Origin of the sequence: Caldimonas caldifontis, assembly GCF_002930615.1 — a bacterium.
GTDB classification, from domain to species: Bacteria; Pseudomonadota; Gammaproteobacteria; order Burkholderiales; family Burkholderiaceae_C; genus Caldimonas; species Caldimonas caldifontis.
The window spans coordinates 152692-179102 of sequence record NZ_PSNX01000006.1 but is presented as its reverse complement, the minus strand read 5'-3'; the positions used below and the strand labels follow the sequence as shown (position 1 = coordinate 179102).

General features: G+C 68.0%; 23 protein-coding genes. 7 read left to right on the top strand and 16 right to left on the bottom strand.

Annotated features, from left to right (window positions below; translation table 11 throughout):
- Positions 1–173 precede the first annotated feature (173 nt).
- The 11 genes from C1704_RS17770 to C1704_RS08605 all read right to left on the bottom strand — a co-directional run bounded on the left by C1704_RS17770 (position 174) and on the right by C1704_RS08605 (position 13938).
- Positions 174–1652 (bottom strand): hypothetical protein, encoded by a 1479-nt coding sequence (locus C1704_RS17770; protein ID WP_104302314.1) that lies wholly within the window; start codon positions 1650–1652, stop codon positions 174–176.
- Positions 1649–1858, bottom strand: a complete 210-nt coding sequence (locus C1704_RS08650) for a hypothetical protein (protein ID WP_104302313.1) — start codon at positions 1856–1858, stop codon at positions 1649–1651. The genes C1704_RS17770 and C1704_RS08650 overlap by 4 nt, the downstream gene beginning before the upstream one ends.
- A gap of 112 nt (positions 1859–1970) precedes the next feature.
- Complete coding sequence (locus C1704_RS08645) at positions 1971–4589, bottom strand: type VI secretion system Vgr family protein (RefSeq protein ID WP_104302312.1); 2619 nt, start codon at positions 4587–4589, stop codon at positions 1971–1973.
- 178 nt (positions 4590–4767) lie between these two features.
- Positions 4768–5628, bottom strand: a complete 861-nt coding sequence (locus tag C1704_RS08640; protein ID WP_104302311.1) for an alpha/beta fold hydrolase — start codon at positions 5626–5628, stop codon at positions 4768–4770.
- A gap of 24 nt (positions 5629–5652) precedes the next feature.
- A complete protein-coding gene (locus C1704_RS08635; RefSeq protein ID WP_104302310.1) occupies positions 5653–6732 on the bottom strand; it encodes a branched-chain amino acid ABC transporter permease in 1080 nt (359 codons plus the stop codon).
- 10 nt (positions 6733–6742) lie between these two features.
- On the bottom strand, positions 6743–7789 hold the full coding sequence (locus C1704_RS08630) for a branched-chain amino acid ABC transporter permease (protein WP_211286903.1): 1047 nt from the start codon (positions 7787–7789) through the stop codon (positions 6743–6745).
- A gap of 14 nt (positions 7790–7803) precedes the next feature.
- Complete coding sequence (locus C1704_RS08625; protein WP_104302309.1) at positions 7804–8559, bottom strand: ABC transporter ATP-binding protein; 756 nt, start codon at positions 8557–8559, stop codon at positions 7804–7806.
- Positions 8556–9314: an ABC transporter ATP-binding protein gene (locus C1704_RS08620; RefSeq protein ID WP_211286905.1), complete on the bottom strand. Its 759-nt coding sequence runs from the start codon at positions 9312–9314 to the stop codon at positions 8556–8558. The genes C1704_RS08625 and C1704_RS08620 overlap by 4 nt, the downstream gene beginning before the upstream one ends.
- A 49-nt stretch (positions 9315–9363) precedes the next feature.
- The gene (locus tag C1704_RS08615; RefSeq protein ID WP_245876426.1) at positions 9364–10851 is read right to left on the bottom strand and encodes an extracellular catalytic domain type 2 short-chain-length polyhydroxyalkanoate depolymerase; all 1488 of its coding nucleotides are present in this window, start codon (positions 10849–10851) and stop codon (positions 9364–9366) included.
- Positions 10852–10975: 124 nt separating this feature from the next.
- Complete coding sequence (locus tag C1704_RS08610; RefSeq protein ID WP_104302307.1) at positions 10976–12178, bottom strand: substrate-binding domain-containing protein; 1203 nt, start codon at positions 12176–12178, stop codon at positions 10976–10978.
- Between the two features lie 245 nt (positions 12179–12423).
- Entirely contained in the window at positions 12424–13938 is a 1515-nt protein-coding gene (locus C1704_RS08605) for a sigma-54 interaction domain-containing protein (protein WP_104302306.1), read from the bottom strand.
- Between the two features lie 126 nt (positions 13939–14064).
- Between C1704_RS08605 and C1704_RS08600 the strand changes: the two genes are divergently transcribed.
- The 5 genes from C1704_RS08600 to C1704_RS08580 all read left to right on the top strand — a co-directional run bounded on the left by C1704_RS08600 (position 14065) and on the right by C1704_RS08580 (position 18348).
- The gene (locus tag C1704_RS08600) at positions 14065–14502 is read left to right on the top strand and encodes an Hsp20/alpha crystallin family protein (RefSeq protein ID WP_104302305.1); all 438 of its coding nucleotides are present in this window, start codon (positions 14065–14067) and stop codon (positions 14500–14502) included.
- Between the two features lie 20 nt (positions 14503–14522).
- The gene (locus C1704_RS08595) at positions 14523–14924 is read left to right on the top strand and encodes an Hsp20/alpha crystallin family protein (RefSeq protein ID WP_104302304.1); all 402 of its coding nucleotides are present in this window, start codon (positions 14523–14525) and stop codon (positions 14922–14924) included.
- A 41-nt stretch (positions 14925–14965) separates the two neighbouring features.
- On the top strand, positions 14966–15472 hold the full coding sequence (locus C1704_RS08590; RefSeq protein WP_104302303.1) for an Hsp20/alpha crystallin family protein: 507 nt from the start codon (positions 14966–14968) through the stop codon (positions 15470–15472).
- 124 nt (positions 15473–15596) lie between these two features.
- Entirely contained in the window at positions 15597–16724 is a 1128-nt protein-coding gene (locus C1704_RS08585; RefSeq protein ID WP_104302302.1) for a MupA/Atu3671 family FMN-dependent luciferase-like monooxygenase, read from the top strand.
- A 76-nt stretch (positions 16725–16800) separates the two neighbouring features.
- Positions 16801–18348, top strand: coding sequence for an acyl CoA:acetate/3-ketoacid CoA transferase (locus C1704_RS08580; RefSeq protein WP_104302301.1), 1548 nt, complete (start codon positions 16801–16803; stop codon positions 18346–18348).
- Between the two features lie 28 nt (positions 18349–18376).
- Here C1704_RS08580 and C1704_RS08575 read toward each other — a convergent pair whose 3' ends face one another.
- Positions 18377–19285 carry a methyltransferase domain-containing protein gene (locus tag C1704_RS08575; RefSeq protein WP_245876425.1) on the bottom strand — a complete coding sequence of 303 codons (909 nt, stop codon included), beginning with the start codon at positions 19283–19285 and terminating at the stop codon, positions 18377–18379.
- Positions 19286–19454: 169 nt separating this feature from the next.
- Here C1704_RS08575 and fusA point away from each other — a divergent pair, with 169 nt between their 5' ends.
- Positions 19455–21506: an elongation factor G gene (gene fusA, locus C1704_RS08570; RefSeq protein ID WP_104302300.1), complete on the top strand. Its 2052-nt coding sequence runs from the start codon at positions 19455–19457 to the stop codon at positions 21504–21506.
- Positions 21507–21516: 10 nt separating this feature from the next.
- On the opposite strand, the gene C1704_RS08565 is transcribed toward fusA, so the two are convergent.
- From C1704_RS08565 to C1704_RS08555, 3 genes are all read right to left on the bottom strand, one after another.
- On the bottom strand, positions 21517–21870 hold the full coding sequence (locus C1704_RS08565) for a DUF1428 domain-containing protein (RefSeq protein ID WP_104302299.1): 354 nt from the start codon (positions 21868–21870) through the stop codon (positions 21517–21519).
- A gap of 89 nt (positions 21871–21959) precedes the next feature.
- Positions 21960–23138: an MFS transporter gene (locus tag C1704_RS08560; protein ID WP_104302298.1), complete on the bottom strand. Its 1179-nt coding sequence runs from the start codon at positions 23136–23138 to the stop codon at positions 21960–21962.
- Positions 23139–23195: 57 nt separating this feature from the next.
- A complete protein-coding gene (locus tag C1704_RS08555; RefSeq protein ID WP_146076055.1) occupies positions 23196–23927 on the bottom strand; it encodes a conjugal transfer protein TraC in 732 nt (243 codons plus the stop codon).
- Between the two features lie 170 nt (positions 23928–24097).
- Here C1704_RS08555 and C1704_RS08550 point away from each other — a divergent pair, with 170 nt between their 5' ends.
- The gene (locus C1704_RS08550; RefSeq protein ID WP_104302296.1) at positions 24098–24934 is read left to right on the top strand and encodes an HDOD domain-containing protein; all 837 of its coding nucleotides are present in this window, start codon (positions 24098–24100) and stop codon (positions 24932–24934) included.
- A gap of 11 nt (positions 24935–24945) precedes the next feature.
- Here the strand turns inward: C1704_RS08550 and C1704_RS08545 are convergent, their stop codons facing one another.
- Positions 24946–26367 (bottom strand): alpha/beta hydrolase family protein, encoded by a 1422-nt coding sequence (locus tag C1704_RS08545; protein WP_245876424.1) that lies wholly within the window; start codon positions 26365–26367, stop codon positions 24946–24948.
- Positions 26368–26411 lie beyond the last annotated feature (44 nt).

Genomic DNA, 26411 nt, shown 5'->3' with positions numbered 1-26411 from the left:
TGCAGCGGGCGGCTGCGGTAGTCGGGCGGGAGGTGGCGCATGAACTCGGCCAGTGCGTCCTCGGCGGCCTTGACACACTCGGCGAATTGGTCGCGCATCTGGCCGAAGTAGTCGAGCGAGCTGTAGCGCTCGAGCAGGTAGATCTCTTGCGGAATCAGCGGGATGGTCATGGCTCAGTTGGCCTCATACCAGTTGTGTTGCAAGATGGGCACGCCCACCAGATCGACCTGGATGTCGCCCTCGTCATAACCCCAGCCGGTGAACTGGCGCGGGCCCAGGTGCTGGCGCTTCAGATCGGCCGGGTTCACCACGATCTGCTCGGCGCCGCCGTCGAGCCAGTACAGGTCGCCTTGTTCGTTGGCCAGCACCGGGCGGCCTTGCTGGTCGTTCAGACGTTGGGATGCCGTGGTCCCCCGCCACACCCGCAAGCCCTCGCCGGGCGGCACGGTGTAGGTCACAAACTCACCATTGTGGTTCCAGTGGCGCCACACGGCGAACTTCTGGCGCCACTCGGGCTTGCTGAGCAGTTGATCAAACTCGGCCTTGGTCATCCAGCACAGGCTGTTGTCGTTGCTCTTGGGGTCCAGCACCCGGTACAGCACCGTGCCGGGCGGCAGCACGTCCGCGTGTACGGTGTGGAAGGTCTTGAAGGCTTCCCTGAGCGGCCGCGGCGCGTTCGCGCTGATATCGAAATGCCCTGGGGGTACCTCAGGTGCTTCCCTGAGTGGACGGTACTTCGCCCCCTTCCCCACCGCCACCCAATCAGGCCAGCTCTTGCGCAGCTCCTCGATCTCGGCATCCAGGCTGAAGCGGTGGAAGTGGTGGGGGTTGAGGGCATTGGTTTGGGCGCGGTAGTTCAGGCGGTGCTCCACGTCCAGGCGTTGCGCCAGGCGGCCGAGCCAGTCTTGCACGGGCTTGATCGCCTGGGCCAGGGCGCGGTCGGCCTGGCCACGCACGCCATCGAGCACCTGCAGGGTGTGGTTGGCGCGGCGAGCCAGATCTGTGCCGCCCCAGCGCTTGACCATCCCCAGCAATTGGCGCGCGGGGCCCAGCGCGCTATCCATGGCCGACGTCAGTCGGCTCACCTGCAATTGGGCTGCGACGTTGCGCGTTTGCTCGGCCAGGTAGCGGTAAGGCTGATCGATGCGCAGGGCAGAGAGCGCCCGGCGCACCTCTGGGCGGGCGAGGTGGTCATTGAGCTTGGCGAGGCCATGTTCGACGTAGGGCCGCGTGGCTTGCCACATGTCGCTGTCCAGCGCCTGGCGGCCGGCGTTGAAGACCGCCTTGCGCCCATATGCAAAAAGGATCTTCAGGCATCCCTTGGCCAGGCTGCCCAGGGTGGGGAACAGGCCGATCAGGGTGAGCACCAAGGCCACCCAGGCCCATTTGTTGGTGCTGTCCTCGTTGATCTTCTTGCAGTTGGCGATGAGGTCACGCACGTCGCAGACCTGATCTACCAGAGGGATCATCGAGATCACTGTCCCGGTGATTACCTGGGCCGTGGTCTGGTCCTCGGCAAAATCGCCCTGCAGCACCACCCAGATCCATTCGGCCGCGGCGCTGAGGTCTTGCCTGGCGCTTTGCAGCCAGCGCGAGGGCGCCGCGCGGAACCAGCCCAGGGCGTTTTCCAGATCGTCCCAGGTGGCGCTCATGGCTGGCCTCCAAGCTGGGTCTGAGCCGCTTGCACCACCTCGCGCAGCGCGGGCCAGGGGCGTTCGGGTTGGGGCTGGCGCGGCTCGTAGTCCACGTGCAGCGCCTGCGCAGGCACGTCGTCGTGCCGTGCACGGCCTTGTGTATCGAGTTGGCCGCTGACGACGACATGGCCCTCGAAGAAGATCTTGTAGCCCTGCCCCGCCATGGGTTCACCGTCCGGCCCGCAGTGGCGAATGGCGATCCAGTTGGGTGGTCGATCGAGCGCACCGGAGGGCAGGTGAGGAAGCTGCGCCGCCGCGCTGCTCCCCCCCGTCCACTCATGCGTGGCCGCCTGGACGGTGAAGGTGCCCGGGCAGGTGAAGGTGATGTTGGCGCTCGATGCGGCTCGACCCGGAGGTGAGTTCGATGCGCGTTTGGGCCTGGACGTGGATCTCGTCGTGCGTGCTGGTGATCGTGGCGTCTCGGTCGGCGTGGAGGGACAAGGTGTCGGTGTGCGCACGCAAGGACAGCGGTCCGGCGGCGGCCTTGAACTGCAGGCCTTGGGCCTGCGCGTACAAGCTCACCGTGCCGCCGGCCACCAGGCTGGCGGTGTGGGCCGCGGTGTGCTGCATGTCGTCCTGCGCCACCCAGCTCTGGTCCTGCCCCGCCCAGCCCACCACGCTGGCTTCGGTGCTGAACAGGGCGCTGGCGGCCGCATCGAAGACCATCAGCGGCTCGGCGAAACGCGGCACCGGATCGCCCAGGCTGCGGCTGCCGGGCTGGGCCTGGCGCGGGTCCTGGCCGCCCACCGCTTGCGTGTAGCGCCCGTCCTGGTGCGGGTCGAGGCTGCGCAGGAAGGTTTGCCAGGCCGCGTCCGGGTCGTGGCTGTGAAGGGGCTCGGGGGCCTGGGGGCGGGCGGCTTCGTTCAGGCGCTGGCCCAGATCGTGCGCGGCCTTCGCCTGCGCCAGGGCTTCGGCGCTGTCCATCTGCGCGCCCTGCACGCTCTCGCCCTGGGCCGCTCGGGCGGTGCTGGACAGCAGCAGGCCGGCTGCGGCGCGCACGCTGGTCCAGCCCGCGCTGGCCAGCTCGAAGCCCGAGCCGCGCCAGGGCCCGCGCTGGGCGCCGGTGGGGGCTTGCTGGATGAGGTGGCCCAGGCCCAGTTCGCTCATGGCCTGGGTGCACAGGAAACGCATGCGCAGCTGGCCGGTGGCGTCGTCGATCACCCAGGTGTTGTGGCCCTCGCCGCTCAGGCCGTGGCTGAGCCAGCCCGAGACGGTGCCGGGGTGGTTGACGCCCGAGTCCTCGCCGGCGGCATAGGGCGGCGCGTCGGCCTCGTTGTAGAGCTGGCCCACGATGAGGGGGCGGTCGATGTCGCCGTCGATGAAGTCGACCAGCACTTCGGTGCCGATGCGCGGCAGGAAGACAGCGCCCCAGTTGGGGCCGGCCACGCTTTGCGCCACGCGCACCCAGGGGCTGGCGCGTTCGTCGCCGGGGGCGTGGCCCTGGGCATCGACGGGGCTGTCGTGGCCCAGGCCGCCGGGCAGCGGGCGTTGCCCGCGCTGCCAGGCAAACTGGATCTTCACGCGTGCGTCGCGGTCGGTGAACACCGGCGCGCCGTCCACCCCGGTGACGAGGGCGGTCTGCACGCCCGGGGCGGTGGGCTTGGGGCGCCAGGGCGGCACCCATGGGCGTTCAGCGCTCTGGGCGCGGAAGTGGTTGCGGTAGCTGCCGGTGGCGGTGGGCTCATCACTGGGAGGCGGCAGGTCGTGCCCCCCCGCTCTGTGTGTCCCCAGGTTGTTGGTGATGTGGTGGGTGACTTCGGTGAGTCGCCAGCGCTGGGCGTCCAGCGCGCTGTGCTCGCGGATGCCGAAGACCGCCCCGGCGGTGAGCTGGCGCACGCTGGAGCGGCCTTCGAAGACTTGTTGTTCCAGGTGCAGGGCCTGGGCCCGCCGGGTGGCCGTGTGCTGGGCGTGGACGTCATCCTCGTAGCGCTGCTGCCCGGCGCCGTCGTAGACCGGCAGGGCGGGCCAGTGCGGGCGCACGTCGGTGTGGCAGGTGTGGGCCGTGGCGGTGGTGCCCGCCAGCTGGTGCGGGTTCCAGCTGCCCAGCACGACGGCCGTGGGGCCGCCGTGGTGGTGGGTGGCCAAGGCGGTGAGGGCTTCGCGGGCCTGATCCCCCAGTCGCAGGTCGCCACGGCCGAAGGGCAGTGGGCCCAGGTCGGCCGCAGCGGCCTGGGCGTCGGTGATGACCATGAGGTGATGGGCCGGCTCATCGCCTTGTGCGCCATGGTGCTCGAAGTGATAGCTCAGACCTTCTTCGGCGAGCAGCCGTTCGATGAAGGCCTGGTCGCTCTCGCGGTACTGGCAGCACAGTTCGCGCACGCTCAGGCGCTGGCGCACGTCGACCCGGTAGCGCGCCTGGGGGTGGTCGCGCAGCACGTCGGCGATGATGTCCAGGGCGTGGCGGCCCTGGTAGACGAAGCTGTCGCGGCGCGCGCCCAGCAGGCTCAGCCAGGGGCCCACGGTGAGGTGGTAGCGCGCCAGCCCTCCGTCGGCACCGCGGTACTCGGCCGCCAGCACGTGGCCGTGCCAGGGCCGAAGCGAGCCGTCGGCGCATTGCAGTTGCAGCAGCACCGCGTGGCCCAGCCAGGCAGCCACAGGCAGCGCGGCCGAGGGGCTCAGCGCATCGATCTCCAGGCTGAAGGGCTCGCTCAGCGCTTCGCGGATCACGACCCGCTGCGGAATCAGGCCCGCCCGCGACGCCCCGTCCAGTGCATCACATTGCAGTCGCAGCAGGCGGTGTGCCTGGCTGATCACGACCCGCTGCGGAATCAGGCCCGCCCGCGACGCCCCGTCCAGTGCATCACATTGCAGTCGCAGCAGGCGGTGTGCCTGGCTGAAGAGCACGCCGAAAACTTGACGCAAGGACACCTGCGCCGCGTCGATCACCGCTGACATGGACCCACTCCCTGGGATTGGCTTCTTGTGGCGCGCGAGTATGAGGAAGAAGCCGGCCGCAGGCGAGGGGCCGGGAGCGTTCGTTTACCGGGATTTGCCGAAGTTGCGTTGCGTTACGAAACGCCGTGCGCCGCGCCCCCGTATTCGGGGGGCTCGCGCCTTGACAGGGCGGGGCAGTTCACGCCGCGCTGGCGAGCAGGTCGCTGGCGGCGAAGAAGCGCTCCACCAGTTCCCATTGGTCGGGGACGTTGAGGGCCGGCGCATGGCCGCACCCGGCAATGGTGACCACGACCGCTCGCGGGCCGCGGCTGCGCATTTCCTCGGCGGTGTCGGCGAGCAGGAGGTCGGAGCTTTCGCCTCGCAGGCACAGCACAGGAATGTCCAGACTGTCGTAGGCGTCCCAGAGGTCGTAATCGTGCGGGTGGTGCACGAACTGCTGGGCCATGGCCGGGTCGTAATGGGTCGTGACCTTGCCGTCCGGCAGTCGGCGCACCGAGGTTTCCGCCATGCGCCGCCATTGCGCATCAGACAGCCAACCATAGGGCTGATAGACCGATCTCAGAAAGGCTTCCAGATCGGTGACGCGGTCAAACGCCGGGGGCTGGCCGGCATAGGCGCGGATGCGCTCAAGGGCAGGCTCGGCCAGCTTGGGTCCATTGTCGTTGAGGATGAGCCGCCGGATGCGCCCGCGCAGCGTCGTGGCAGCCGCCAGCATGCCGATGGCCCCCCCCATGGAGGTGCCCAGCCAGTGGAAGCGCTCCAGGCCCAGTTGGTCAACCAGCGCCGTGGCAATCTCCACATAGAACGAGAGCTTGTACTCGTTGACCGGGTCCGGGCTCCATTGCGACAGACCCCGGCCCAGGGTGTCGGGGCAGATGACGCGGTAGCGCGCGGACAGGTGCTCGGCCACCTCGTCCATGTCGCGGCCGGTGCGCGCCAGGCCGTGCCAGGCAATCACGGTCTCGCGATGCTGAGAGCCCCACTCGGTGTAGTGGATCTCCCGGCCGGCGCAACTCAGGTAGTGGGATGTGAACGACATGGCAATCTCGCTTGCATCACGGGGTCAGGCGCGTCCGACGGCCAGCAGGGCCCTCTGCCTCAGCTTGCCCACGATGCCGGTGGGGAAGTGATAGACGCACAACACAAAGAGCACACCCAGCCAGAGGAGCCAGCGGTCGGGCGACACCAGTTCGGAGACCACCGGGATACCGCCCACCGCTCCCTCCCCCAGGCGCATCAAGTCCTGCAGGTAGTTCTGGGCCAGCACGAAAAGCACCGCGCCGATCACCGCGCCATAGATCGTGCCCATGCCGCCGATCACGACGATGAGCAGGATGTCGAGCATGATCTCGAAGCTCAGCGAGGTGTCGGGGCCGTTGTAGCGCAGCCAGATGGCCAGCATGGCACCCGCCAGCGTGGCGAACAGCGCCGACAGGACATTCGACAGCGTGCGGTAGACGACCGTGCGGTAGCCGATGGCCTCGGCGCGGAAGTCGTTTTCGCGGATGGCCTGCAGCACGCGGCCAAAGGGTGAGTTGACGATGCGCAGCATCACGCCCAGCAGCACCAGGGTCACGAGGAAGAGCCCGTAGTAGCTGATGATGCGGCCATCGATGAGAACACCAAAGAACTCGTTCTCGAAAGGCTCGAAGCTCGGGCTCAGCCATTCGGGCATGCGAAAGGTCAGCCCGTCCTCCCCGCCGGTGATCTCGGAGAGCTGCGAGGCCAGGGTCTGGAAGGCCGAGGCCACCGCGAGCGTGATCATGGCGTAGAAGATGGCCTTCACGCGCAGGCTGAACAGGCCGATCACGAACGACAGGACCAGTGACAGGACCAGGGCGCAGACGATGCCCACCGCCAGTGCGTCCCAGCCGGCGCCCATGCGGCTGGAGGCGATGGCCACGCCGTAGGCGCCAATCCCGAAGAACATCGTGTGCGCGAAGCTCACGATGCCGGTGTAACCCAGCAGCAGGTCATAGCTGGCCACCAGCACCATGAAGATGAGGATCTTGGCCGCCACGTTGAGCGACTTGCTGCCCGGAAAGATGAAGGGCGTGAGGAAGAGTCCGGCGAGGATGACGATCAGGGCCAGCGCGAGCCAGCGGCTGCGCGGCAGGTCGTGGGAAAGCAGGCGTTTCAGCATGGTCGCACCCTCAGCGGTTCGTGACCGGATACAGGCCCTGCGGACGCCACAGCAGGATGGCAACCATCAGGCCGATGTTGGAGAAGAGCGCGACCTTGGGCGCGAGGAAGCCCGTGTAGTTGGCCATCAGGCCCACCAGCAGCGCCCCGACGAAGCACCCCAGCGTGGATCCGAGGCCGCCGATGATGATCACGATGAAGAGCAGAACGTTGATCTGCGCGCCCATCTGCGGGATCACCATCTGCTGGTACAGGCCCCAGAGCACGCCGCCCAGGCCGGCCAGTGCCGAGCCCACGACGAAGACGCCGATGAAGAGGCGCTTGATGCGGTAGCCCAGGCTCTCGACCATCTCGCGGTCCTGCACGCCTGCGCGGATCAGCAGGCCGATCTTGGTGCGGTTGAGCACGAAGAGCATGGTCACCAGCACGACGGCGCCAATGACCACCGCAAAGAGGCGGTACTTCTCGATGGCGGCATCGCCCAGCAGCACGGAGCCGCGCAGGCCCGCGGGCAGCGGCAGCGGGATCTGCAGCGGCCCCCAGATCACCTTGATGATCTCCTCGCCGATGATCATGCCGCCCATCGTGATGAGGATCTGCTTCAGGTGCTGGCCATACACGGGCCGCACGACCACGCGCTCGAAGGCGTAGCCCACGGCGCCGGCCACGCTCATGGCCACGACCATGGCGAAGAAGATCGCCGTGAGGTTGCGAAACAGCGAGGCGCTGGCCGTCCAGTCGCCCATGCCCCCCAGCACCGAGGTGGCCACGAAGGCTCCCAGGGCAATGAACACGCCATGGCCGAAGTTCAGCACGTCCATCAGGCCAAAGACGAGCGTGAGGCCCGAGGCGATGATGAAGATGATCATGCCCATGGCCAGGCCGGCAATCGTGAGCGTGAGCCAGGTGGGCACCGACCCGATGAGCGGCAGGGCCACGCCGGCCAGCGCCAGCACCAGGGCCAGGGGGATGAGGTCGAAGCGGGCGCGCGGCACAGCCGCGGTGTCAGCCGCGCTTGTCGCGCCGCCGACGGCAGGAGAGGTGGTCGTGGGGGTCATCTCGGATCTCACGTTCACTGGTGGGCCGCCAGTGACAGGCCCAGCAGGCGCTGCTGCAGGGCTTCGTCCTGGGCCAGCTCGGCCATGGCGCCACGGTGCACGACGCGGCCGTCGTCCATCACCGCCACCTGGTCACCCAGGGCCTTGGCCATCGCGAAGTTCTGCTCGACGAGCAAGATGGTGGTGTGTGTGGCCTTCAGCTCACGCAGGGCACCGATGAGGTTCTGGATGATGGCCGGCGCCAGGCCCTTGCTGGGCTCGTCGATGAGCAGCAGCTCGCGCGGCTCGACGATGGCGCGTGCCACGGCCAGCATCTGCTTCTGTCCACCCGAGAGCTTGCCCGCAGGGTAGAGCCAGAACTTCTTGAGGGCGGGGAAGAGTCCGAAGATCCATTCCAGACGCTTTGTGTCGAGGTCGTCCACCGTCTGGGCGCCACGCGCGGCCAGCAGCAGGTTCTCCTTGACCGTGAGGTCGCTGAAGATGCCCATGCTCTCGGGCACGTAGGCGATGCCGCGCTGGGCGATGTCGGGGGTGCCGAGCTTCACGCCGGGCCCGCCGATGGCCTCGCCCTTGAAGCGGATGCTGCCCTGCTGCGCGGCCCACAGGCCCATGATGGTGCGCAGCGTGGTGGTCTTGCCTGCGCCATTGCGGCCCAGCAGCATGGTGACCTGCCCGGCCGGCACGTCGAAGTCCACGCCATGCAGGATGTGGTAGGCGCCGATGTGGGTGTGCACACCCGACAGGCTGAGCACGATGTTGCTCGGGTTCATGCGGCCTCCGCCACGTCGGCAGTGCCCATGTACGCGCTTTGCACGATGGGCAGGTTCATCACGTGGGCCGGCTCGCCGTCGGCCAGGAGCTGGCCGTTGTGCAGCACGATGATGCGGTCGGCCAGCTCGCGCACCACGTCCATCTTGTGTTCGACCAGCAGGATGGTCTTGTCACGCCGCTCCTTGAGCGAGCGAATGAGTTCGAGCACCACCGGCACTTCGTCGACGCTCATGCCGGCCGTGGGCTCGTCGAACATGTAGACCTTGGGATCCAGCGCCATCATCAGCGCCACTTCGAGCTTGCGCTGGTCGCCGTGGGGCAGGCTGGACGCTGTGGCATGGGCCTTGTCAGCCAGGCGCACGGCCTCCAGCCGGGCATAGGCTTCATCGATGTAGCCCTTCTGGTCGAGCCACACGCGCAGCAGCTGCAGCGCGCCACCGTGGCGCGACTGCACGGCCAGGCGCACGTTCTCCAGCACCGTGAGGTTGGGAAACAGCTGGGTGAGCTGGAAGGCGCGCCCGAGCCCCCGACGGGTGCGCAACGGCGCGGGCAGATGACCGATCTCTTCCCCGTCGAGCCGCACGCTGCCGCTTGTCGCCTTGAGCTGCCCGGAAATGAGGTTGAAATAGGTCGTCTTGCCCGCGCCATTGGGCCCGACGATGGCTGTCAGCGTGCCTGGCTGGAAGGCACAGCTGACGCGGTCCACGGCCACGTGTCCGCCGAAGCGGATCGTGAGATCCTGGGTTTCGAGCACGCCGCTCATTGCTGCTTCACTTTCTTGGGTCGATGGATCGAATCGGTCCTCAGGGACAGGTCCCGATGACGTAGTGATTGGGCCCGGTCTGCTTCAGGGTGGTGGTGGTGTAGATGTTCCAAAGGCCCATGTTCTGGTTGGAGCCGTTGGCGTAGGTGTAGCCCCAGGCGGCATAGGCCCGGCCGGCCGTGGTGTGCGCGTAGTTGCTGGCGGTGTAGCAGGTGGCCGGTGGCGGCGCGCTGCCGGTGGTCGTGCCACTTGCGGGGCTGGATTGAGCACTTTCAGCCCCGTTGCCGTCGACGGCCGTGACCGTCCATTGGTAGGTGGTGGCGGCCGTGAGTCCGGTGTCTGTGAAGCTGGTGCCGGTCACGGCCGTGGTGGTCTTCTTCGCGCCATTGCGATACACGTGGTAGCCCACTGCGCCCTGCACGGATGCCCACGACACCACCATGGACGTGTCGGTGGCGCCCGAGGTGCTCACGCCGGTGGGCGCGGGCAGTGAGGAAGCGGGAGCTCCGCTGGCCAGGTGATCCACCATGGCTTTGATGGCGCTGATCTGGGACCCGCCCTTCTGGGCAAAGTTGCTGCCGTACCAGCCGATCCAGTCCCAGCAGGCATTGGGGTTGGCGAGCGACCCGCTGGCGGCCGTGCTGCGGCTGGTGTTGTCCACCTTCGTCTGAGGGAAAAGTACGACGATGCGGTTGGTGTCGGCCCAGCGGGTGTAGCCGGTGTTCTTGATGAATTTGTCACCGATCTGCGAATAGCTTTGCTGGCAGCCATGCAACGCCACATGCAGCTTGCACTGCGCGCCGCTTGCGCACTCCGACGGCACATAGACCCAGCCGCTGGAGGCCATGCCCGGATTGCTCGTGAAACTGCTTTGGCTGAACTCGATGTAGTTGCTCGCCGCCGGGTTGTTGTTGCGTGCGTTGAGCGTGCCGTAGATCTTCGTCAGCACGGCCTTCGCGCCGTCGTAGCCGCAGTTGCTGATGTAGGGCGACGACGAGCTGCTGCAGCTGTTGTTGCCAGTGGCGTCGAAGTCAGTGGGAAAGACATGCGCCGTGCTGTTGCGCTTGACGTACTCCAGGCTGCCCGCGGGTACGCCGTTGTTGGTGTACTGCGTCTGCAGGCCGTTCATGGGATTGGGGCCGACCGTGGTGTCGCTGTTGCCCACGAACATGTAGATCTTCTGATTGGCGATGTTCGCCTTGCTGTCGATCTGCGAGCCACTCCAGTTGTTGATGCTCGATTGCATCGCACTGAGCTGGCTGGACGAGATCGTGGCGTTGTACATGCAGGCGGTGTAGTTGCTGTGCCCGGCGCACATGTAGGGCCCAGCGGCGAAAACGCCCACGCCCATGAAGGTGGCCGAATGGGCCACGCCCAGCTGATTGGCCATGAACCCGCCGGAGGACAGGCCCGACACGCTGATCTTGGTCTTGTCGATATTGAGCTTGGGCAGGGCCTGCTGAGCCAGTACGGGCGCGGCCGCCAGGGCAGCTACCGCCGCCCACCAATGAACCATCCTGAACTTCATCGTCTTGTCTCCTCGTTATGTGGGTGGGTGAGTTCCCCCCTGCCCCGTGTGTCCGGGGTGTTTCGGAACGATGCTGTTTGTCTCGACTCGCGGGCCGCGTCGGCGGGACGCGGCCCGCGCAGGATCATCGCTTGTTGCGGATGGGCACCTGCATCTCGATGGGGCGGATCTCGCGCACGAGCTCCGGCACACCCCAGGCAAAGGCCGGGTCATCCTTGATGCGGAAGTGGTACATGCTCTGCATGGCCTGGTGGTCTTCCTTGCGGAAGGTCATCTGTCCCTTGGGCGTGTCGAAGCTCATGCCTTCCATGGTGCTGATGAGCTTGTTGGTGTTGGTGTCGCCGTTCGTCTTCTTCAGGGCGGTGACGATGGCCATGGCGGCCGAGAACCCCCCCGCCGTGAAGAAGTCGGGCGGGCTCTTGAACTTGGTGTAGTGGTTGGCCACCAGCCATTCGTTGACCGGATTCTTCGGGATGCCGAAGTAGTAGTAGGTCGCGCCTTCCATGCCGGGGAACTGCTTGTAGGCCGCCATGGCCGGCAGGATGTTGCCGCCGGTGGCGATCTCGATGCCATAGCGCTTGAGGTCGAGGTCGGCGATCTTGAAGGGGTTGCCCGCACCGGCCCAGATGATGAAGATCACCTTGCGACCCGGCTGGTCCTTGAGCTTGTCGATGAGGCGCTGCGCCCCGGCGGTGAAGTCGGTGGTGTTGGTGGGCAGATATTCCTCGTGCACCAGCTTGGCCTTGCGGATGGCGCTCCTGAAGGCTGCCACGCCGTCGCGACCGAAGGCATAGTCCTGGGCCAGCGTCGCGATCACGGTGCCTTCCTTGTCCAGCGCCACGGCATTGGAGATGGCGTCCTGCGAGCTGTTGCGGCCGGTGCGGAAGATGTATTTGTTCCACTTCTCGCCGGTGATGGAGTCGGCCACCGCCGGCTCGACCAGCAGGATCTTCTTGTACTCCTCGGCGACCGGCAGCATGGCCAGGGCCACGCCGGAGGACGTGGGCCCGACGGCCAGGTCGACCTTGTCGTCGGCATAGGCGGCGGCCAGCAGCGACTTGCCCACGTCGGGCTTGCCCTGGTCGTCCTTCTCGATCACGGTGATCTTGCGACCCCCCACCTGCATCGTGCCGCCGGTGGCGTATTCCAGGCCCAGCATCAGACCGATCTGGGTCTGCTTGCCATAGGCTTCCAGCGGGCCCGTCTTGCTGTACACGTGGGCGATGCGAATGTCCTTGCCCTGGGCGAAGGCCAGGCCCGTGCCGCCGGCGGCCAAGGCCGTGGCAGCCAGGGTGAGGAAGGCGCGACGGATGAGATGCGCAGTCATGATGTCTCCTGAAGTTGTCATGGCGGATGCTTCCGCCACCAGCCACCGCACCCGGAACTTCGGGCCGGACGCTGTGCCTTCGCAAGCCTCGTGCCCACCGGGCATGCCGCTGGTAAACCATTGACAATATTGAAGATTTTCTCGGGAATCCGGGTAAACACGGACGCCCCCGAGAGACATAACTGTCTGAGTTTCAGACAGCGTAATTCCCAGAAATCTGTCTGGGAATCAGACAATGCCTGGATTCAGGACACTTGGCGCAGTTCGGGCCAGGCGGCCAGTTTTTCGTAGAGGGTGGCACGCGAGATGCGCAGCAGGCGGGCCGCCGCCAGTTTGTTGCCGCGGGTGGCCCGCAGGGCATCGGCGATGGTGCGCCGTTCGAGATCGGCCACCACCTCGGCCAGCGGGCGCACGTGCGGGGCCCCCGTCGCAGCCGCCGGCGCGACGGCCTCGTGAGGCTGCGTGGCCGGAGCAGACAGACCTTCGCCGGGCGGCAGCACGCGCATGAAGTGGCGCGCCTCCAGGCGCAGGTCGTCGGTGAGCAGGCTCACCTGTTCCAGCACATTGCGCAGTTCGCGGATGTTGCCGCGCCAGGGATGGCGACGAAGGATGTCGAAGGCCCCCGGCGCCACCTCGCGGTGGGACATGCCGCTGCGGCGGGCGATGTCCTCCTCGAGCGCCTCCACCAGCGCCTCCAGGTCGCCCAGGCGCTCGCGCAGCGCAGGGATGCGGATGGGCACGACGTTGAGCCGGTAATAGAGATCCTCGCGGAACTGGCCCCGCGCCACCAGCGCCGGCAGGTCGCGGCTGGTGGCGGCGATCACGCGCACATCGATCTTGATCACCTGGTTGGACCCCAGGGGCTCGATCTCCTGCTCCTGCAGCGCACGCAGCAGCTTGGCCTGCAGCGAAGCCGGCATGTCGCCGATCTCGTCGAGGAACAGCGTGCCGCCGTCGGCCAGCTTGAACTTGCCGTCGCGGCCCTTCTTGTCGGCCCCGGTGTAGGCGCCCGGGGCGACGCCGAAGAACTCGGCTTCCAGCAGGGTTTCAGGCACGGCGGCGATGTTCACGCCGATGAAGGGCCGCCCCGCCCGCGACGAGGCCGCATGGATGGCGTGGGCCAGGAGCTCCTTGCCGGTGCCGGTTTCGCCCAGCAGCAGCACGGTGCTGTCGGTCGCGGCCACGCGGCGGGCCTGGCGCTTGACCTCCATGGCTTCCGGGCTGGCTCCGATGAAGCTGGCGAAGGTGTACTTGGGCCGGCGCTGCTCGGCCAGCTGCTTGCGCGCATCGTCGAGCTCGCGCTGCAGCATCGCGAATTTCTTCATCAGCGGCTGCATGGTGCTCTCGGGATGCGCCATGAGCACGAGGCCGAGCGCACCGATGACCTCGCCGCCCTCGTCACGCAGCGGAATGCGACTGACGAGGAAGGTGCCCGCCTTGTTGGTGAGCAGGTCCACGAGGATGGGCCGTCCGGTGGCGATGACCTCATGCATCAGCGTGTTGGGCACCACCTCCTCGACGGAGTGGCCGACGAAGTCGCCTTCGTCCTTCAGCCCGAGGGCCGGCAGAAACTGCTTGTAGCCCTCGCTGATCCACACCACCCGTCCGCTGCGATCGACCACCATCATGCCTTCGGCGGTCTCGGCAAAGAGCTGGAACATCGAGCGCGCCGCCATCTCCAGCACGCTGCGGGCATCGCGCGGCAGGTCGCTGGCCGCGCTCAGGGGATCAAGGACTCGGGACGGGGACATGGCGGGCATGCTAACCGCCTCCTGCATGCGCCGGCCCTCGGGTTTCGCCCGGAGGCGCGCGCTCTTGAAAGACGGCTCGGCGGCCCCTACATCGAGATCGGGGCCACGAAGGCCCGCCAGACCAGGAGGACCATCATGTACCGATCGCTATTTTCCCGCGACCTGTTCGCCGAAATGGATCGCCTGCAGCGTGAGATCCAGCAGGTCTTCGACCCATCGCCCAGCATTCGCGGTTTTGGCCGAGGAGGTTACCCGGCCCTCAACATCGGCAGCACCCCGACCTCGGTGGAGGTCTATGCCTTCGCGCCAGGACTGGATCCGGCCCGCATCGAGGTCAACCTCGATCGCGGTGTGCTGACCCTGACAGGCGAGCGCGGCTCGGACACTGCCGGCAGCGACGAGAAGCGCACCGTGCACATCAACGAGCGCTTCGAGGGGCGTTTCCGGCGCGTGATCAGCCTGCCCGATGACATTGACGCCGCGGCGGTCAGCGCGAACTACCGAGACGGGGTACTGCAGGTCAGCATCCCGCGCAAGGCCAGCGCGCAACCGCGCCGCATCGAAGTGCAATGACCCCTGCAAGGAGTGACATCATGAACACCACCACTGCCGTGACGGCTCCGGCCGACACCCCTGCACGTGCCACCCCGGCCGAGCGGCGGGACCCCGCCCTCGTGCCGCCGGTGGATGTCATCGAGGACAGCAGCGGCATCACGCTGTATGCCGACCTGCCCGGCGTGCCCAAGGAGCGCCTGAACCTTCGGGTGGAAGGCGACACGCTCAGCGTGGAGGGCGAGATGCAGCTTGGCCTGCCTCAGGACATGAGCCCCAGCCATGCGGAGGTGCAGCTCTCGCGGTTCCGGCGCACCTTCACCTTGAGCAAGGAGCTCGATGCCGACAAGGTCAGCGCCGAACTCACGCACGGCGTCCTCAGGGTTCGGATCCCGAAAGCCGAGCACGCACAGCCGCGTCGTATCGAGGTGCGCGTGGGCTGACACCCGTCGTTTTTTTGTCCTGACATTCATGGAGGCTCGACATGACGATGAAAAACCTTCGCGAAGGCTTCGATTCGCTCTGGGACAGCCTGTCTGAAGGCTGGACTCGCCTGCGGGATTCGGCGCGCGGCGCCCTCACCCGCTTCAACGCCGGTGACCAAGCCAACCTGCCCGACCGCAGCCGCATCGACGACAGCCACTTCACATCTTCACAGGGCTGGGCGCTGATCGGAGGAGACGTGTACGAGGATGAGAACCGTCTCGTGGTGCGCCTGGAAGTGCCCGGCATGGACAAGAAGGACTTCGACGTCCAGGTGCGCGACGACCTGCTCATCGTGCGCGGCGAAAAGCGCTTCGAGCAGGAATCCAGCGACGGTCGCTGGCGGGTGCTGCAATGCGCTTATGGCAGCTTCGAGCGCTCGGTGCCTTTGCCTGTGGCCGTGAAGGCCGAACAGGCCCAGGCCCGCTACCGCGACGGTGTGCTGCGCATCGAACTGCCCAAGGCTCGGCCCGGGGCGGCGCGCTCCACGCAGCTCAAGGTGAGCTGAGGCTACGCGGGCTCCGCCCACCCGCTCAGATCGGGGGGTGGACCCGCAGGATTTGCCCTGCGTCAAACGGCAGCTCCGCACGTGCTGGTGTGATCACGGTGGTCCACCGCCCGGAGTTGCCGCCATGCCGCCCACTGCCCTCGATGCGCCTGACCGCCCGCTCAAGCACAGCCTGTACTACTTCGCCAGCGACGAAGGCGGGGCCAGCGCGGCCGACAAGCGCCGCCTGCTCTTCGACAGCGCCCGCTTCGCCGACCGCCACGGCTTCTGCGCCGTGTGGGCGCCCGAGCGGCACTTCCATGCCTTCGGCGGGCTCTCACCCAACCCTTCGGTGACGGCGGCCGCGCTGGCCGCCCTCACCTCGAACGTTCGCATCCGTTCGGGCAGCGTGGTGTTGCCGCTGCACGCTGTCGCGCGCGTGGCCGAAGAATGGGCGCTGGTGGATGTGCTCTCGGGCGGGCGCGTCGACCTGGGCCTGGCTTCGGGCTGGTTTCCCAACGACTTCGTGCTGGCCCCGCCAGGCACCTATGAACGGCGCGGCGAGCTGCTGTTCGAACGCCTGGAAGCGTTGCGCAGGCTCTGGCGCGGCGAGTCCTTCGAGGCCGTGAACCCGCTGGGAGACTCCGTGAGCCTGCGCACCCTGCCCCGCCCCGTGCAGCCCGAATTGCCCGTGTGGATCACCGCGGCCGGTAACCCCGACACCTTCCGGCGCGCCGGCAGCCTGGGTGTGAACGTGCTGACCCACCTGCTGGGCCAGAGCCTGGACGCCCTGGCCGAGAAGATCGCCGTCTACCGGCAGGCCTGGGCCGAGGCCGGCCACCCCGGGCGCGGCGAGATCGCGCTGATGCTGCATGCCTATGTGGGCGAAGACGACGACGCTGTGCGCCGCACCGTGCGCGCACCCATGCTGCACTACCTGGCGAGTTCGGCCCAGCTGGTGGGCCGCTATACGGCATCGGTGCCCTTCTTCCAGCAGCGCTGCGCCGTGGACACCGGCGCCCTCACGGCCCAGGACGTGGACGACGCACTGGCCTTTTCCTTCGAGCGCTACTACCAGACCAGCTCCTTGCTGGGCACGGTGGACGACTGCCTCGACCGCCTGGACCACATGCGCGCCATCGGCGTGGACGAGATCGCCTGCCTGATCGACTTCGGCGTGCCCACCGACGAAGTGCTGGCCGCTCTGCCGCGGCTGGCCGAGCTCTTCGAGCTGGCCAACGTGAGCGAGGCCGAACTGGCCGCCGTCGCCTGAGGCGGCGCTAGGTAACTTCACCGATGCCGGGTGGCGTGATACTTGGAGGCTTTGCTGCCTCCCGAGTCCACGCGCCATGCAAGTCATCACCGCGGCCCAGGCCGCTGCCCTGATCCAGGACCGCTGGACGGTCGCCACCGCCGGCTTTGTCGGCGCCGGCCATGCCGAGGCGGTGACCGCGGCCATCGAACGGCGCTTCGAGGCCGAGGCCGCGCCGCGCGATCTCACCTTGCTGTACGCCGCCGGGCAGGGCGACCGCGGCCGGCGCGGCGTCAACCACTTTGGCCATGCCGGCCTGGTCCGACGCGTGATCGGCGGGCACTGGATCTCGGCCCCGCGCCTGGGCGACCTGGTGGAGCGCAACGAGATCGAGGCCTACAACTGGCCGCAGGGCGTGATCGCCCACCTCTTCCGGGCGATTGCCGGCGGCAAGCCGGGCGTGATCACGCGCATCGGCCTGCACACCTTCGTCGACCCGCGTCACGATGGCGGCCGGCTCACGCCGCGCACCACCGAGAACCTCGTGCAACTGCTCACCCTCAACGGCGAGGAGCAACTGCTCTACCCCAGCTTCCCCATCCATTGCGGCCTCATCCGCGCCACCACCGCCGACGAGCACGGCAACCTCACCACCGAGCACGAGCCCTTCCACCACGACCTGCTGTCCATCGCCCAGGCCGCGCGCAACTCCGGTGGCGTGGTGATCGCCCAGGTCAAGCGTCTGGCGCGCGCGGGCAGCATGAACCCCAACCTCGTGCGCGTGCCGGGCATCCTGGTGGACTATGTGGTGATCACCGAAGACCCGGCCGACCACTGGATGACCTTCGGCGAGGCCTACAACCCCGCCTACACCGGCGAGGTGCGCGAGCCCGAACACGCCTTCGAGCCGCCGCCGCTGGATGTGCGCAAGATCGTGCAGCGCCGCGCCTTCCTCGAGCTGAAGAAGCTGCGCAAACCCGTGGTCAACCTGGGCGTGGGCATGCCCGCCGGCCTGGGCGTGATTGCCCGCGAGGAAGGCCATAGCGACTTCACGCTCACGGTGGAAGCCGGCCCGGTGGGCGGCACGCCGGCACAACTGCTGAGCTTCGGCGCCAGCACCAACCCCGAGGCCATCATCGACCATGCCGCGATGTTCGACTTCTACGACGGCGGCGGCATCGACATCGCCTTCCTGGGGCTGGCTGAACTCGACCCGCAGGGCAACGTCAACGTCAGCCGCTTCGGCAGCCGCATCGCGGGCGTGGGCGGCTTCATCAACATCACCCAGACCGCCCGCCGCGTGGTGCTGATGGGCACGCTCACCGCGGACGGGCTGGAGGTCGAGGCGGGAGGAGGCCGGCTGCGCATCGTGCGCGAGGGCCGCGTGAAGAAGCTGGTGCCGCAGGTGGGTCACCTCAGCTTCAACGGCCCCTATGTGCGCAGCCTGGGTCGAGAGATTCTTTACGTCACCGAGCGGGCGGTCTTCGAGCTGCGCGACGGACGCCTCATGCTCACCGAAATCGCGCCCGGGCTCGACCTGCAGCGCGACGTGCTCGATGCCTGCGGCGCCCCGGTGGCCGTGGCCGAGGATCTGCGCACCATGGACCCGCGCATCTTCACCGATGCGCCGATGCGGCACGCCTGACACAGCGTGCCGCCCGGCACGCCAGCGCTCAGGAGCGCGTGGCCGTGAAGTTGCGGCGCTGGCCGTTGGGGCCGATGACGGTGCCGCTCATGCGGCCGTCATGGCCGGCCGTGGCCTCGAAGCGGTTGCGCTGGCCATTGGCATCCAGGGCCGTGAAGACCAGCCGCCCGCCACGCAGGCTGGGCTGGTCGAGTGCGGCATCGCGCGTGCCCCAGACCATGCGCCCGCTCACCTTCTGGTAGGACTGGGTCAGGCTCAGCTTCAGGGTCTCGGCCCGGGGCCCGGTGCCGATCTGCACCGACCAGTCCCCCTGCACCTTGGCCGGCACCACCCAGAACAGGGCACGGCGGCCGTCCAGCTCGCGCACCTCGTCGGGCATCCAGTCGCCCATGTCGAACTGATGCGAGGTCACCCGCGTGCCCGGCTTCATGTCCAGCAGGATGGGGCGCAGCTTCTCGTTCAGCGACGGCAGCAGGTACAGGGTGATGACATCAGCATCGCGGAAGTCGGACTCGAAGATGTCCCCTTGCACGAAGGTGACATTCTTCAATCCAGCGCGCTCGGCGTTGCGCTTGGACAGTGCCACCATGTCCGGGTTGTATTCGATGCCGTGAGCCCGCGCACCGCGTCGCGCCGCGGCGATGGCAATCTTGCCGTCGCCAGAGCCAAGGTCCACCACGTAGTCCTTGCTGGTGACCTGCGCCATGTCGAGCATGGCCTTGACCACCTCATCGGGCGTCGGAACCCACACCACATCCTTGCCCGGTTGACCCACCTCCGGCTGGTAGGCCTCGTCTCCCAGCTTGGGCTGGGCCAGTGACAGGGCGGGGGCCAGGCCCAGCAGCAAGGCGCCGCAGCACAGCTTCCAGGCGGCCGAGCGGCGCGACACAGGCGCAGTGGCCATGGGTTCAGGCGGGGCGGGCACGAAAGGCATCATGGTCTCTCCTGAGCATGGTGGAAAGCCATATCAGAACACAACTTTCCGGCGCGAGTTCCGGCAGGGCGTGCGCCTGACGCACCCATCCTCGGACCAAGGCCTCTTGCCTGTCCTGGGACGATCCCTTACCCTGTCCCGACCGGCCGCTCCGGCCCGAGGAGGAAGCCCCATGTCCTCGACACCGTCCCCCAGGACCGCCTCGATCCGCAATCTGGCCCTGGTGGGGCCGAGCGCGTCGGGCAAGACCAGCCTCGTGGAGGCCCTGCTGCACCGCGCCGGTCGCATCGGGGCTCCCGGCAGCCTCGAGCGCGGCACCACCGTGTGCGACTTCGACCCCATGGAGCGCAAGGCCCAGCATTCGCTGAACGCCACCGTCGTGCACTTCGACCACGCAGACGCCCACATCCAGCTCATCGACACCCCGGGCCTGCCCGACTTCCTCGGCCAGTCGCTGCCGGCGCTGGAGGCCGTGGAAACCGCCGTCGTCGTGATCAACGCCGCCGCCGGTATCGAGCCCCTGGCCGTGCGCATGATGGACTGGGCAAGACAGCGCGACCTGTGCCGCCTGTTGGTCATCAACAAGATCGACGCCGAACGCGTGGACCTGCCCGCGCTGCTGGCGCAGTTGCAGGAGGCTTTCGGCAAGGAGTGCCTGCCGCTCAACCTGCCGGCCCAGGGCGGCAGCCAGGTGGTCGACTGCTTCTTCAATCCGTCCGGCGAGGCGGATTTTTCATCCGTGGAGGCCGCTCATCGTGCGCTGGTGGAGCAGGTGGTGGAGGTCGATCCCGACTTCGTCGAGCGCTACCTCAACGAAGGCGACGTCGACCCGCGCGAGTTGCATGCGCCTCTGGAACAGGCCTTGCGCGAAGGCCACCTCATCCCCGTGTGCTTCACCTCGGCGCGCAACGGCGCCGGCGTGGCCGAACTGCTCGACGTGATGGCCGCGCTGATGCCGCACCCCGGTGAGGGCAACCCGCCGCACTTCCTGGAAGGTGAGGGCGCCCAGGCCCGGCGTGTGCTGGCCGACCCCGATGCCGGACGGCACGTGCTCGCCCATGTCTTCAAGGTCGTGAGCGACCCCTACGTGGGAAAGCTCGGCATCTTCCGCGTGCACCAGGGCACGGTCACCAAGGACAGCCTGCTCTACGTAGGCGATGGACGCAAACCCTTCAAGGTGGGTCACCTCTTTGCCGTGCACGGCAAGGACCACGTCGAGATCCCCCACGCCGCGCCGGGCGAGATCGCGGCCGTGGCCAAGGTCGACGAGATCCACTACGACGCCGTGCTGCACGATGCGGCCGAGGACAGTCACATTCGCCTTGAACCCCTGCCCTTCCCGGTGCCGGTGCACGGGCTGGCCATCGAACCCAGGCGCCGCGGCGACGAACAGCGCATGTGGGAGGTGCTGCAGAAGCTCGTTGACGAAGACCCCTGCCTGAAGGTGGAACACGTGGCCGCCACCAACGAGACCGTCGTCTATGGCCTGGGCGAAATGCACCTGCGCGTGCTGCTCGAGCGCATGACGGAGATCTACAAGTGCGAGGTGGCCACACGCCCGCCGCGCATCGCCTACCGCGAAACCATCACCCAGGGTGCCGAGGGCCACCACCGCCACAAGAAGCAGACCGGCGGGGCCGGCCAGTTCGGCGAGGTCTTCCTGCGCATCGAGCCCCTGCCGCGCGGCGCGGGTTTCGAGTTCATCGACGAGGTCAAGGGCGGCGCCATCCCCGGCAGCTTCATTCCTGCGGTGGAAAAGGGCGTGCGCCAGGCCATGGACAGCGGCGTCATCGCCGGCTACCCGGTGCAGGACGTGCGCGTCGTCGTCTACGACGGCAAGCACCACTCGGTCGACTCCAAGGAGATCGCCTTCATCACCGCGGGCCGCAAGGCCTTCGTCGATGCCGCACTCAAGGCCGGCCCCATCGTCCTCGAACCCATCGTGAAGGTCGAGATCGCCGCCCCCGAAGCCCACATGGGCGACATCACCGGTGACCTCTCCTCCAGGCGCGGCCAGATCAACGGCACGCGCGCGCTGTCGGCCGGGGCCCTGGCCGTGCTGGGCCAGGCGCCGCTGTCCGAACTCAACGGCTACCAGGCGCGGCTGCACGCCCTCACGGGCGGCCAGGCCAGCTACACCGTGGAGCTGTCGCACTACGAAGCCGTGCCGCCCGGGGTGCAGCAACAGCTCGTCGCCCAGTTCCGGCCACGCGAGGAGGAATGAGCCGCAGGCCTCAGGCGTTCACGATGACGTCAAAGCCCCCGTAGATCAAGCGCTGCCCGTCAAAGGGCATGACATTTCCCTCCGACGCCATGCGTGGGTCGGCCATCACCCGCCTCCAGCCCTCATCCCGTACGGCCTTCGAGGGCCAGGTGATCCACGCGAACACCACCGACTCATCCGCCTGACGCTGCACCGCCATCGTGAATGACGTGCGCTTGCCCTCGGGGACATCCTCGCCCCAGCATTCCACGACGCTTTGAGCGCCATGCTCCCTGAACACCGCGGCCGCCTTGTCGGCATAAGCGCGGTACACCTCCCGGTTGGCCGTGGGCACGGCGGCAACGAAACCATCGACATAGGACATGAGCTTCTCCTGACCATCCACGCAGCCCACCCGGTGCGGGCTGCTGGAGGAACGACGAAGCGCCCCCGGGGAATTCGACAGCGGCAGGATCACCTCACCCGCCCCAGCCCCCGCATCATCCACAGGCCCAGCACCGGCCCCACGGCCAGCCAGGGCAGGAGGGGGGCCAGGTCAAAGCGCGCGGCGAGCATCGCAAAGAGCTGGATGCTGACGATGGAAACCGCAAAGCCGATGCTGTTGACCAGCGTGAGCAGGCTGCCCACGGCTTCGCGCGGGGCGTTCTGGGCGGTCAGCGTCGAGAACTGTGGTGAGTCGCCCACCACGGTGGTGCCCCACACGGCCAGCCACAAGGCGAAAGCGAGATCCGGGGCGTGGAGCATCCAGGGCGCCAGCAGGCAGCACAGGCCGCTGGCAGCCAGTTGCACATTGGCCACGCGGACGCTGCCGAAACGGCGCACCAGCAGGCCGCCGACCACGCAGCCCAGGGTGCCCAGCGCGATCACGGCGAAGGCCGCGGCCGAGGCGGACGCCCCCGCCAGCCGGGTGCCCACAATGGCCGGCACCAGCACCCAGAAGGTGTAGAGCTCCCACATGTGGCCGAAGTAACCGAAGGCCGAGGCCCGCACGGGGCGATGCGTCCACAAGGCCCCGAGGGCCCGCCACTGCAGGCGCGCGGCGCGCGGCAGGTGGGGGCCGTCCGGCACGGTGGCAGCCAGCAGCAGGCCACCGGCCAGCGCCAGCAGCGACACCGCGTCCATCACCTGCTGCCAGGGCCAGTGCGTGCCCACCGCACGCAGCAGATGCGGACTGGCCGTGCCCAGCACCAGCGCGCCCACCAGCCAGCCCAGGGCCGCGCCGAGGCCCTGGGGGTACCAGCTGGCGGCGATCTTCATGCCCACGGGGTAGATGCCCGCGAGGAAAAACCCGGTGGCAAAGCGCCGCACCAGCAGGGCATCGAGCGAGCCGGCGGCATGGGCCCCCAGGGCGTTGCAGGCGGCCCCCGCCACGGCGCAGGCCAGGAAGACCCAGCGAGGGGAAAAGCGGTCGGCCACGGACAGCACGGCGAACACGAGCGTGCCGGCGATGAAGCCCAGCTGCACGGCCGAGGTGAGCGTGCCCACGGCTGCCGGGCCCAGGCCCCAGGCGCCTTGCAGGTCGGGCATCACGGCGTTGACGGCAAACCACAGCGAGGTGCCGGCGAACTGGGCCAGCACGATGACGGGCAGCACATGGGCCGGTGCGGCCGCAGGAAGCGACGAGGCAGACATGGCCGGCACGATACGCCAGACGCACCGGACCGGCCAGCCGGGGAACGCCCCGAGGGATCAGGATGGAGAAGCCGCCGGCACCAGGGCCTCCAGCGCAGGCAGGTCGAGATCACGCAGCGCGGCCAGCAGGTCGGCCAGCGTCAGGCCGTCAGCGATGGCCTCCACCACGATGCCGTTGGCGAGCACCAGGTTCACCTGGGCCGGGGTTTCCGCGGTTTCGGTCACCTCACGCACCACCCGTGCGCCCTCGAGCCGCACGGCCTCACGGCGCCCCGCCTGGGCGGCGACCTGGGCGGCGCGTTCCCAGTCGGCCAGCGCCGCCCAGGCCGAGAGCCCGCCCGTGTCGCTCACCGACACGTCGATGCGACGCTGCTCGTCGCTGCCGTAGCGCACGCTCACCGAGACACTGAGCGCCCCCAGGGTGTCATCGCCGAAGGTGTCTGCCTGCTGACGCACGAGCCCGCCGAGTGCCGGAGGCAGCACCACTTCGATCTGCCGGGGTGAAAGGGTCGCACGTGTTCCGATGCCCATGGCCGCGTTCACGGCCGACTGCGCCCGGGCCAGGGCCTCAGGATCCTGCCGCTGGGCGGCGGCCTCCATCTGGGCCAGCGCCTGGGCGATGCGCTCGCGGGCCTGCTGCAACTGCTCGCGCTGTTCCGGCAGGAGGTCTGCGCCCTGGGCGGCAGGCGCCGGCACGGCCTCCCGCTGCTGCCACCAGGCCCAACTGCCAAGCAGCGCCCCGGCCAGCACCACCACGCCCACGCCCCACCATGCTTGTCTCGACTTCATGAAGACGCTCCTCCGATCTCGTGTGGCACACCCGCCTTGCAGCTTGCGGCTGGCGCATTGTCACCACGTCCGAGAGCAGTCCGTGCCACCTGGGAGACAGCGGCGACCCTAGGGTTTGCCCCCCTACAGTTCCGGCCCCTGGCGCCGACAACCCGAACAGGAGCCTTTCCATGCTGACCGCCCCCCTGCCCACCCTCGAGGCCTGGACCGCGCATTTCGCCGCGGCCCCGATCCCCGTGCTCCCGCGCACGGCCGATGCGATGGACTGGCTGCGTGGGCGCGAGGATGACCTCGATGCCCACAGCATCGCGGAGTTCCTGGCCGGCGACCCGCTCATGACGCTCAAGCTGCTCAGCCATGTGGCCACCTTGCGGCGCCCTGCGTTCGGTGAGGACGACGAGGTCGTGGCCGAGACCCTCACTGCTGCGCTGGTGTACCTGGGCGTCTCGCCCTTCTTCCGCGCCTTCGACACCCTGCTCACCACCGAGGAGTTGCTGTCCGGTCGCCCGGAAGCTCTGGCGGGACTGCATGACGTGCTCAGCCGCGCTGCGCGCGCCGCGGTGTTCTCGCTGGGCTTCGCCGTGCACCGCATGGACGCCGACGCGCCGGCGCTTTACCACGCCGCCCTGCTGAACGACTTTGCCGAGATGCTGCTGTGGTGTCATGCCCCCGACCTCGCCCTCGAGATCCGCGCACGGCAGCGCCGCGATCCCACGCTGCGTTCGGCGCAGGTCCAGATGGACGTGCTGCACATCCGCCTGCCCGAACTCGAACAAGCCCTGATGCGCACCTGGCGGCTGCCGCAAATGTGGCGCCGCCTCACCGACGAACGCGCCACCACCGACCTGCAGGCCCGCAACGTGACGCTGGCGATCCGCCTGGCCCGCCACACGCAGCACGGGTGGGACAACGCGGCACTGCCCGACGACATCGCCGACATCGCCGCGTTGCTCAACCTGTCGCCCGCCGCCGCCGAGAAAAAGGTGCGCGATCTCGACAGCGACTGAGCGGCCTTTCGTCAGGGCGTCGGGCAGGCCGGCATCAGGCCGCGCACGAAGCCTGTGGTGCTCCCATCGAAAGGCCCGACCGTGTTGTCGGTGTGGGCGCAGCCGTAGGCGGCATCGGCCACGGTGGCGGGCGTCAGCACATCGTCCCCGGCCGGCTTCACGCCAGTCTGCTCCCAGGTGACCATGTCGTCGAAGGCCGCCACCTGCTCGGCGATGGTGAAGTCACAGTGGCTTGGCGCCCGCACGGCCCGCTGCACCAGCCAGTCGCCCGAGCCATTCGCATCCGCGCGGCGCTTGTAGATCTGCTGCATGCTGAAGGGCACGTACATGTCGCCCAGGGTGTGGATGCTCACCACGGGGATGCGGAACTCGCCGTTCACCTTCGGGATCCAGCGCAGGCCGTCGCGGCGCAGCCGGTTGGCATCGGCCACCGGCGTCACGCGCAGCAGGTTGTCGTTGAGCTGGGTCTCCTCCGTGCTCAGCGCCGGGTCGCTGTCGATCTGCAGCACCACGTTGCGGGTGTCGAGCACACTGCCGGTCAGGATGCCGTTGATCGTGCCGTCACCACCGAAGGTGCCCCACACCACCTGCTGCAGTCCGGCGTTGGCAAAGCCCTGCTCGAAGATGGGCCGGTTGCCACCGGTCAGGTTCATCACCACGCCCTTGAGCTTCTCGCCATCGGCCGTGGGCGTGATCACAGTATTGGAGAAGGTCGTGAACAGGCGGCTGCGCACCAGTGCATTGATGTCAGCCCAGTGGGTGGTGGGGTAGCGCGGCACCCCGGCGAAGTATTGCGCGGCGGTCTGATAGGCCGAGAAGTAGTCGAACAGCTCGGTGTCTCCCATCACCCCGCACATCGGCACGGCCCCGTGGTAGCGCACCTTGTTGTTCGCCGTGCGGAAGGTTTCCTCCTCGATGGCCGCGCCGGTCACGTGGCCGCCCAGCGAGTGGCCGATGATGTAGCGGCGCGTCGGTTCAGCCAGTCCGGTGATGCGTGAGAACGCCAGAGCCAGGGCATTGGTGTCCTCCACGCCGGCGCGCACGTCGTAGTAGTTCTTGCTGTAGCTCGACGCGGCCCAGGCATAGCCGTTGGCGATCAGGTGGGCACGGATCGAGGGGTTGCTCACTGTGAGCGGTACATCGGTGCCGCGGTAGCCGTGGGCATACATGACCAGACGACCGTTCCAGTTCTCCGGGACCTCGATGCGATAGCCCGCACCACCCAGCACGCCGTGGAAACGGTTGGTGGTCGTGCCCGGCAAGGCCTCGAAAGCCAGCGCAGCTTCGTCCAGCGGGAAGGTGCGCGCGTCGTGCGGGCGCGTCTCCTCGGGGGCTGGCGCGTCATCGCCTCCCCCACCACAGGCCACCAGCAACACAGCACTGCCCAGGACGGCTGCCCACCTGGAACGCGAACGGGAACGCGAAAACTGCATGTCTGTCTCCTATTGATTTCTGCACTGCAAAATGCACGGACGTG

Bases quoted from the DNA above. Each gene is read 5' to 3' on its own strand.
- C1704_RS08625 (WP_104302309.1), bottom strand. From the start codon at position 8,559: ATGAACCCGAGCAACATCGTGCTCAGCCTGTCGGGTGTGCACACCCAC.
- C1704_RS08600 (WP_104302305.1), top strand. From the start codon at position 14,065: ATGTACCGATCGCTATTTTCCCGCGACCTGTTCGCCGAAATGGATCGC.
- C1704_RS08650 (WP_104302313.1), bottom strand. From the start codon at position 1,858: ATGGCGGGGCAGGGCTACAAGATCTTCTTCGAGGGCCATGTCGTCGTC.
- C1704_RS08585 (WP_104302302.1), top strand. From the start codon at position 15,597: ATGCCGCCCACTGCCCTCGATGCGCCTGACCGCCCGCTCAAGCACAGC.
- C1704_RS08565 (WP_104302299.1), bottom strand. From the start codon at position 21,870: ATGTCCTATGTCGATGGTTTCGTTGCCGCCGTGCCCACGGCCAACCGG.
- C1704_RS08560 (WP_104302298.1), bottom strand. From the start codon at position 23,138: ATGTCTGCCTCGTCGCTTCCTGCGGCCGCACCGGCCCATGTGCTGCCC.
- C1704_RS17770 (WP_104302314.1), bottom strand. From the start codon at position 1,652: ATGAGCGCCACCTGGGACGATCTGGAAAACGCCCTGGGCTGGTTCCGC.
- C1704_RS08575 (WP_245876425.1), bottom strand. From the start codon at position 19,285: ATGATGCCTTTCGTGCCCGCCCCGCCTGAACCCATGGCCACTGCGCCT.
- C1704_RS08640 (WP_104302311.1), bottom strand. From the start codon at position 5,628: ATGTCGTTCACATCCCACTACCTGAGTTGCGCCGGCCGGGAGATCCAC.
- C1704_RS08615 (WP_245876426.1), bottom strand. From the start codon at position 10,851: ATGAAGTTCAGGATGGTTCATTGGTGGGCGGCGGTAGCTGCCCTGGCG.
- C1704_RS08580 (WP_104302301.1), top strand. From the start codon at position 16,801: ATGCAAGTCATCACCGCGGCCCAGGCCGCTGCCCTGATCCAGGACCGC.
- C1704_RS08555 (WP_146076055.1), bottom strand. From the start codon at position 23,927: ATGAAGTCGAGACAAGCATGGTGGGGCGTGGGCGTGGTGGTGCTGGCC.
- C1704_RS08630 (WP_211286903.1), bottom strand. From the start codon at position 7,789: ATGACCCCCACGACCACCTCTCCTGCCGTCGGCGGCGCGACAAGCGCG.
- C1704_RS08550 (WP_104302296.1), top strand. From the start codon at position 24,098: ATGCTGACCGCCCCCCTGCCCACCCTCGAGGCCTGGACCGCGCATTTC.
- C1704_RS08645 (WP_104302312.1), bottom strand. From the start codon at position 4,589: ATGTCAGCGGTGATCGACGCGGCGCAGGTGTCCTTGCGTCAAGTTTTC.
- C1704_RS08610 (WP_104302307.1), bottom strand. From the start codon at position 12,178: ATGACTGCGCATCTCATCCGTCGCGCCTTCCTCACCCTGGCTGCCACG.
- C1704_RS08595 (WP_104302304.1), top strand. From the start codon at position 14,523: ATGAACACCACCACTGCCGTGACGGCTCCGGCCGACACCCCTGCACGT.
- C1704_RS08605 (WP_104302306.1), bottom strand. From the start codon at position 13,938: ATGCCCGCCATGTCCCCGTCCCGAGTCCTTGATCCCCTGAGCGCGGCC.
- fusA (WP_104302300.1), top strand. From the start codon at position 19,455: ATGTCCTCGACACCGTCCCCCAGGACCGCCTCGATCCGCAATCTGGCC.
- C1704_RS08545 (WP_245876424.1), bottom strand. From the start codon at position 26,367: ATGCAGTTTTCGCGTTCCCGTTCGCGTTCCAGGTGGGCAGCCGTCCTG.
- C1704_RS08590 (WP_104302303.1), top strand. From the start codon at position 14,966: ATGACGATGAAAAACCTTCGCGAAGGCTTCGATTCGCTCTGGGACAGC.
- C1704_RS08635 (WP_104302310.1), bottom strand. From the start codon at position 6,732: ATGCTGAAACGCCTGCTTTCCCACGACCTGCCGCGCAGCCGCTGGCTC.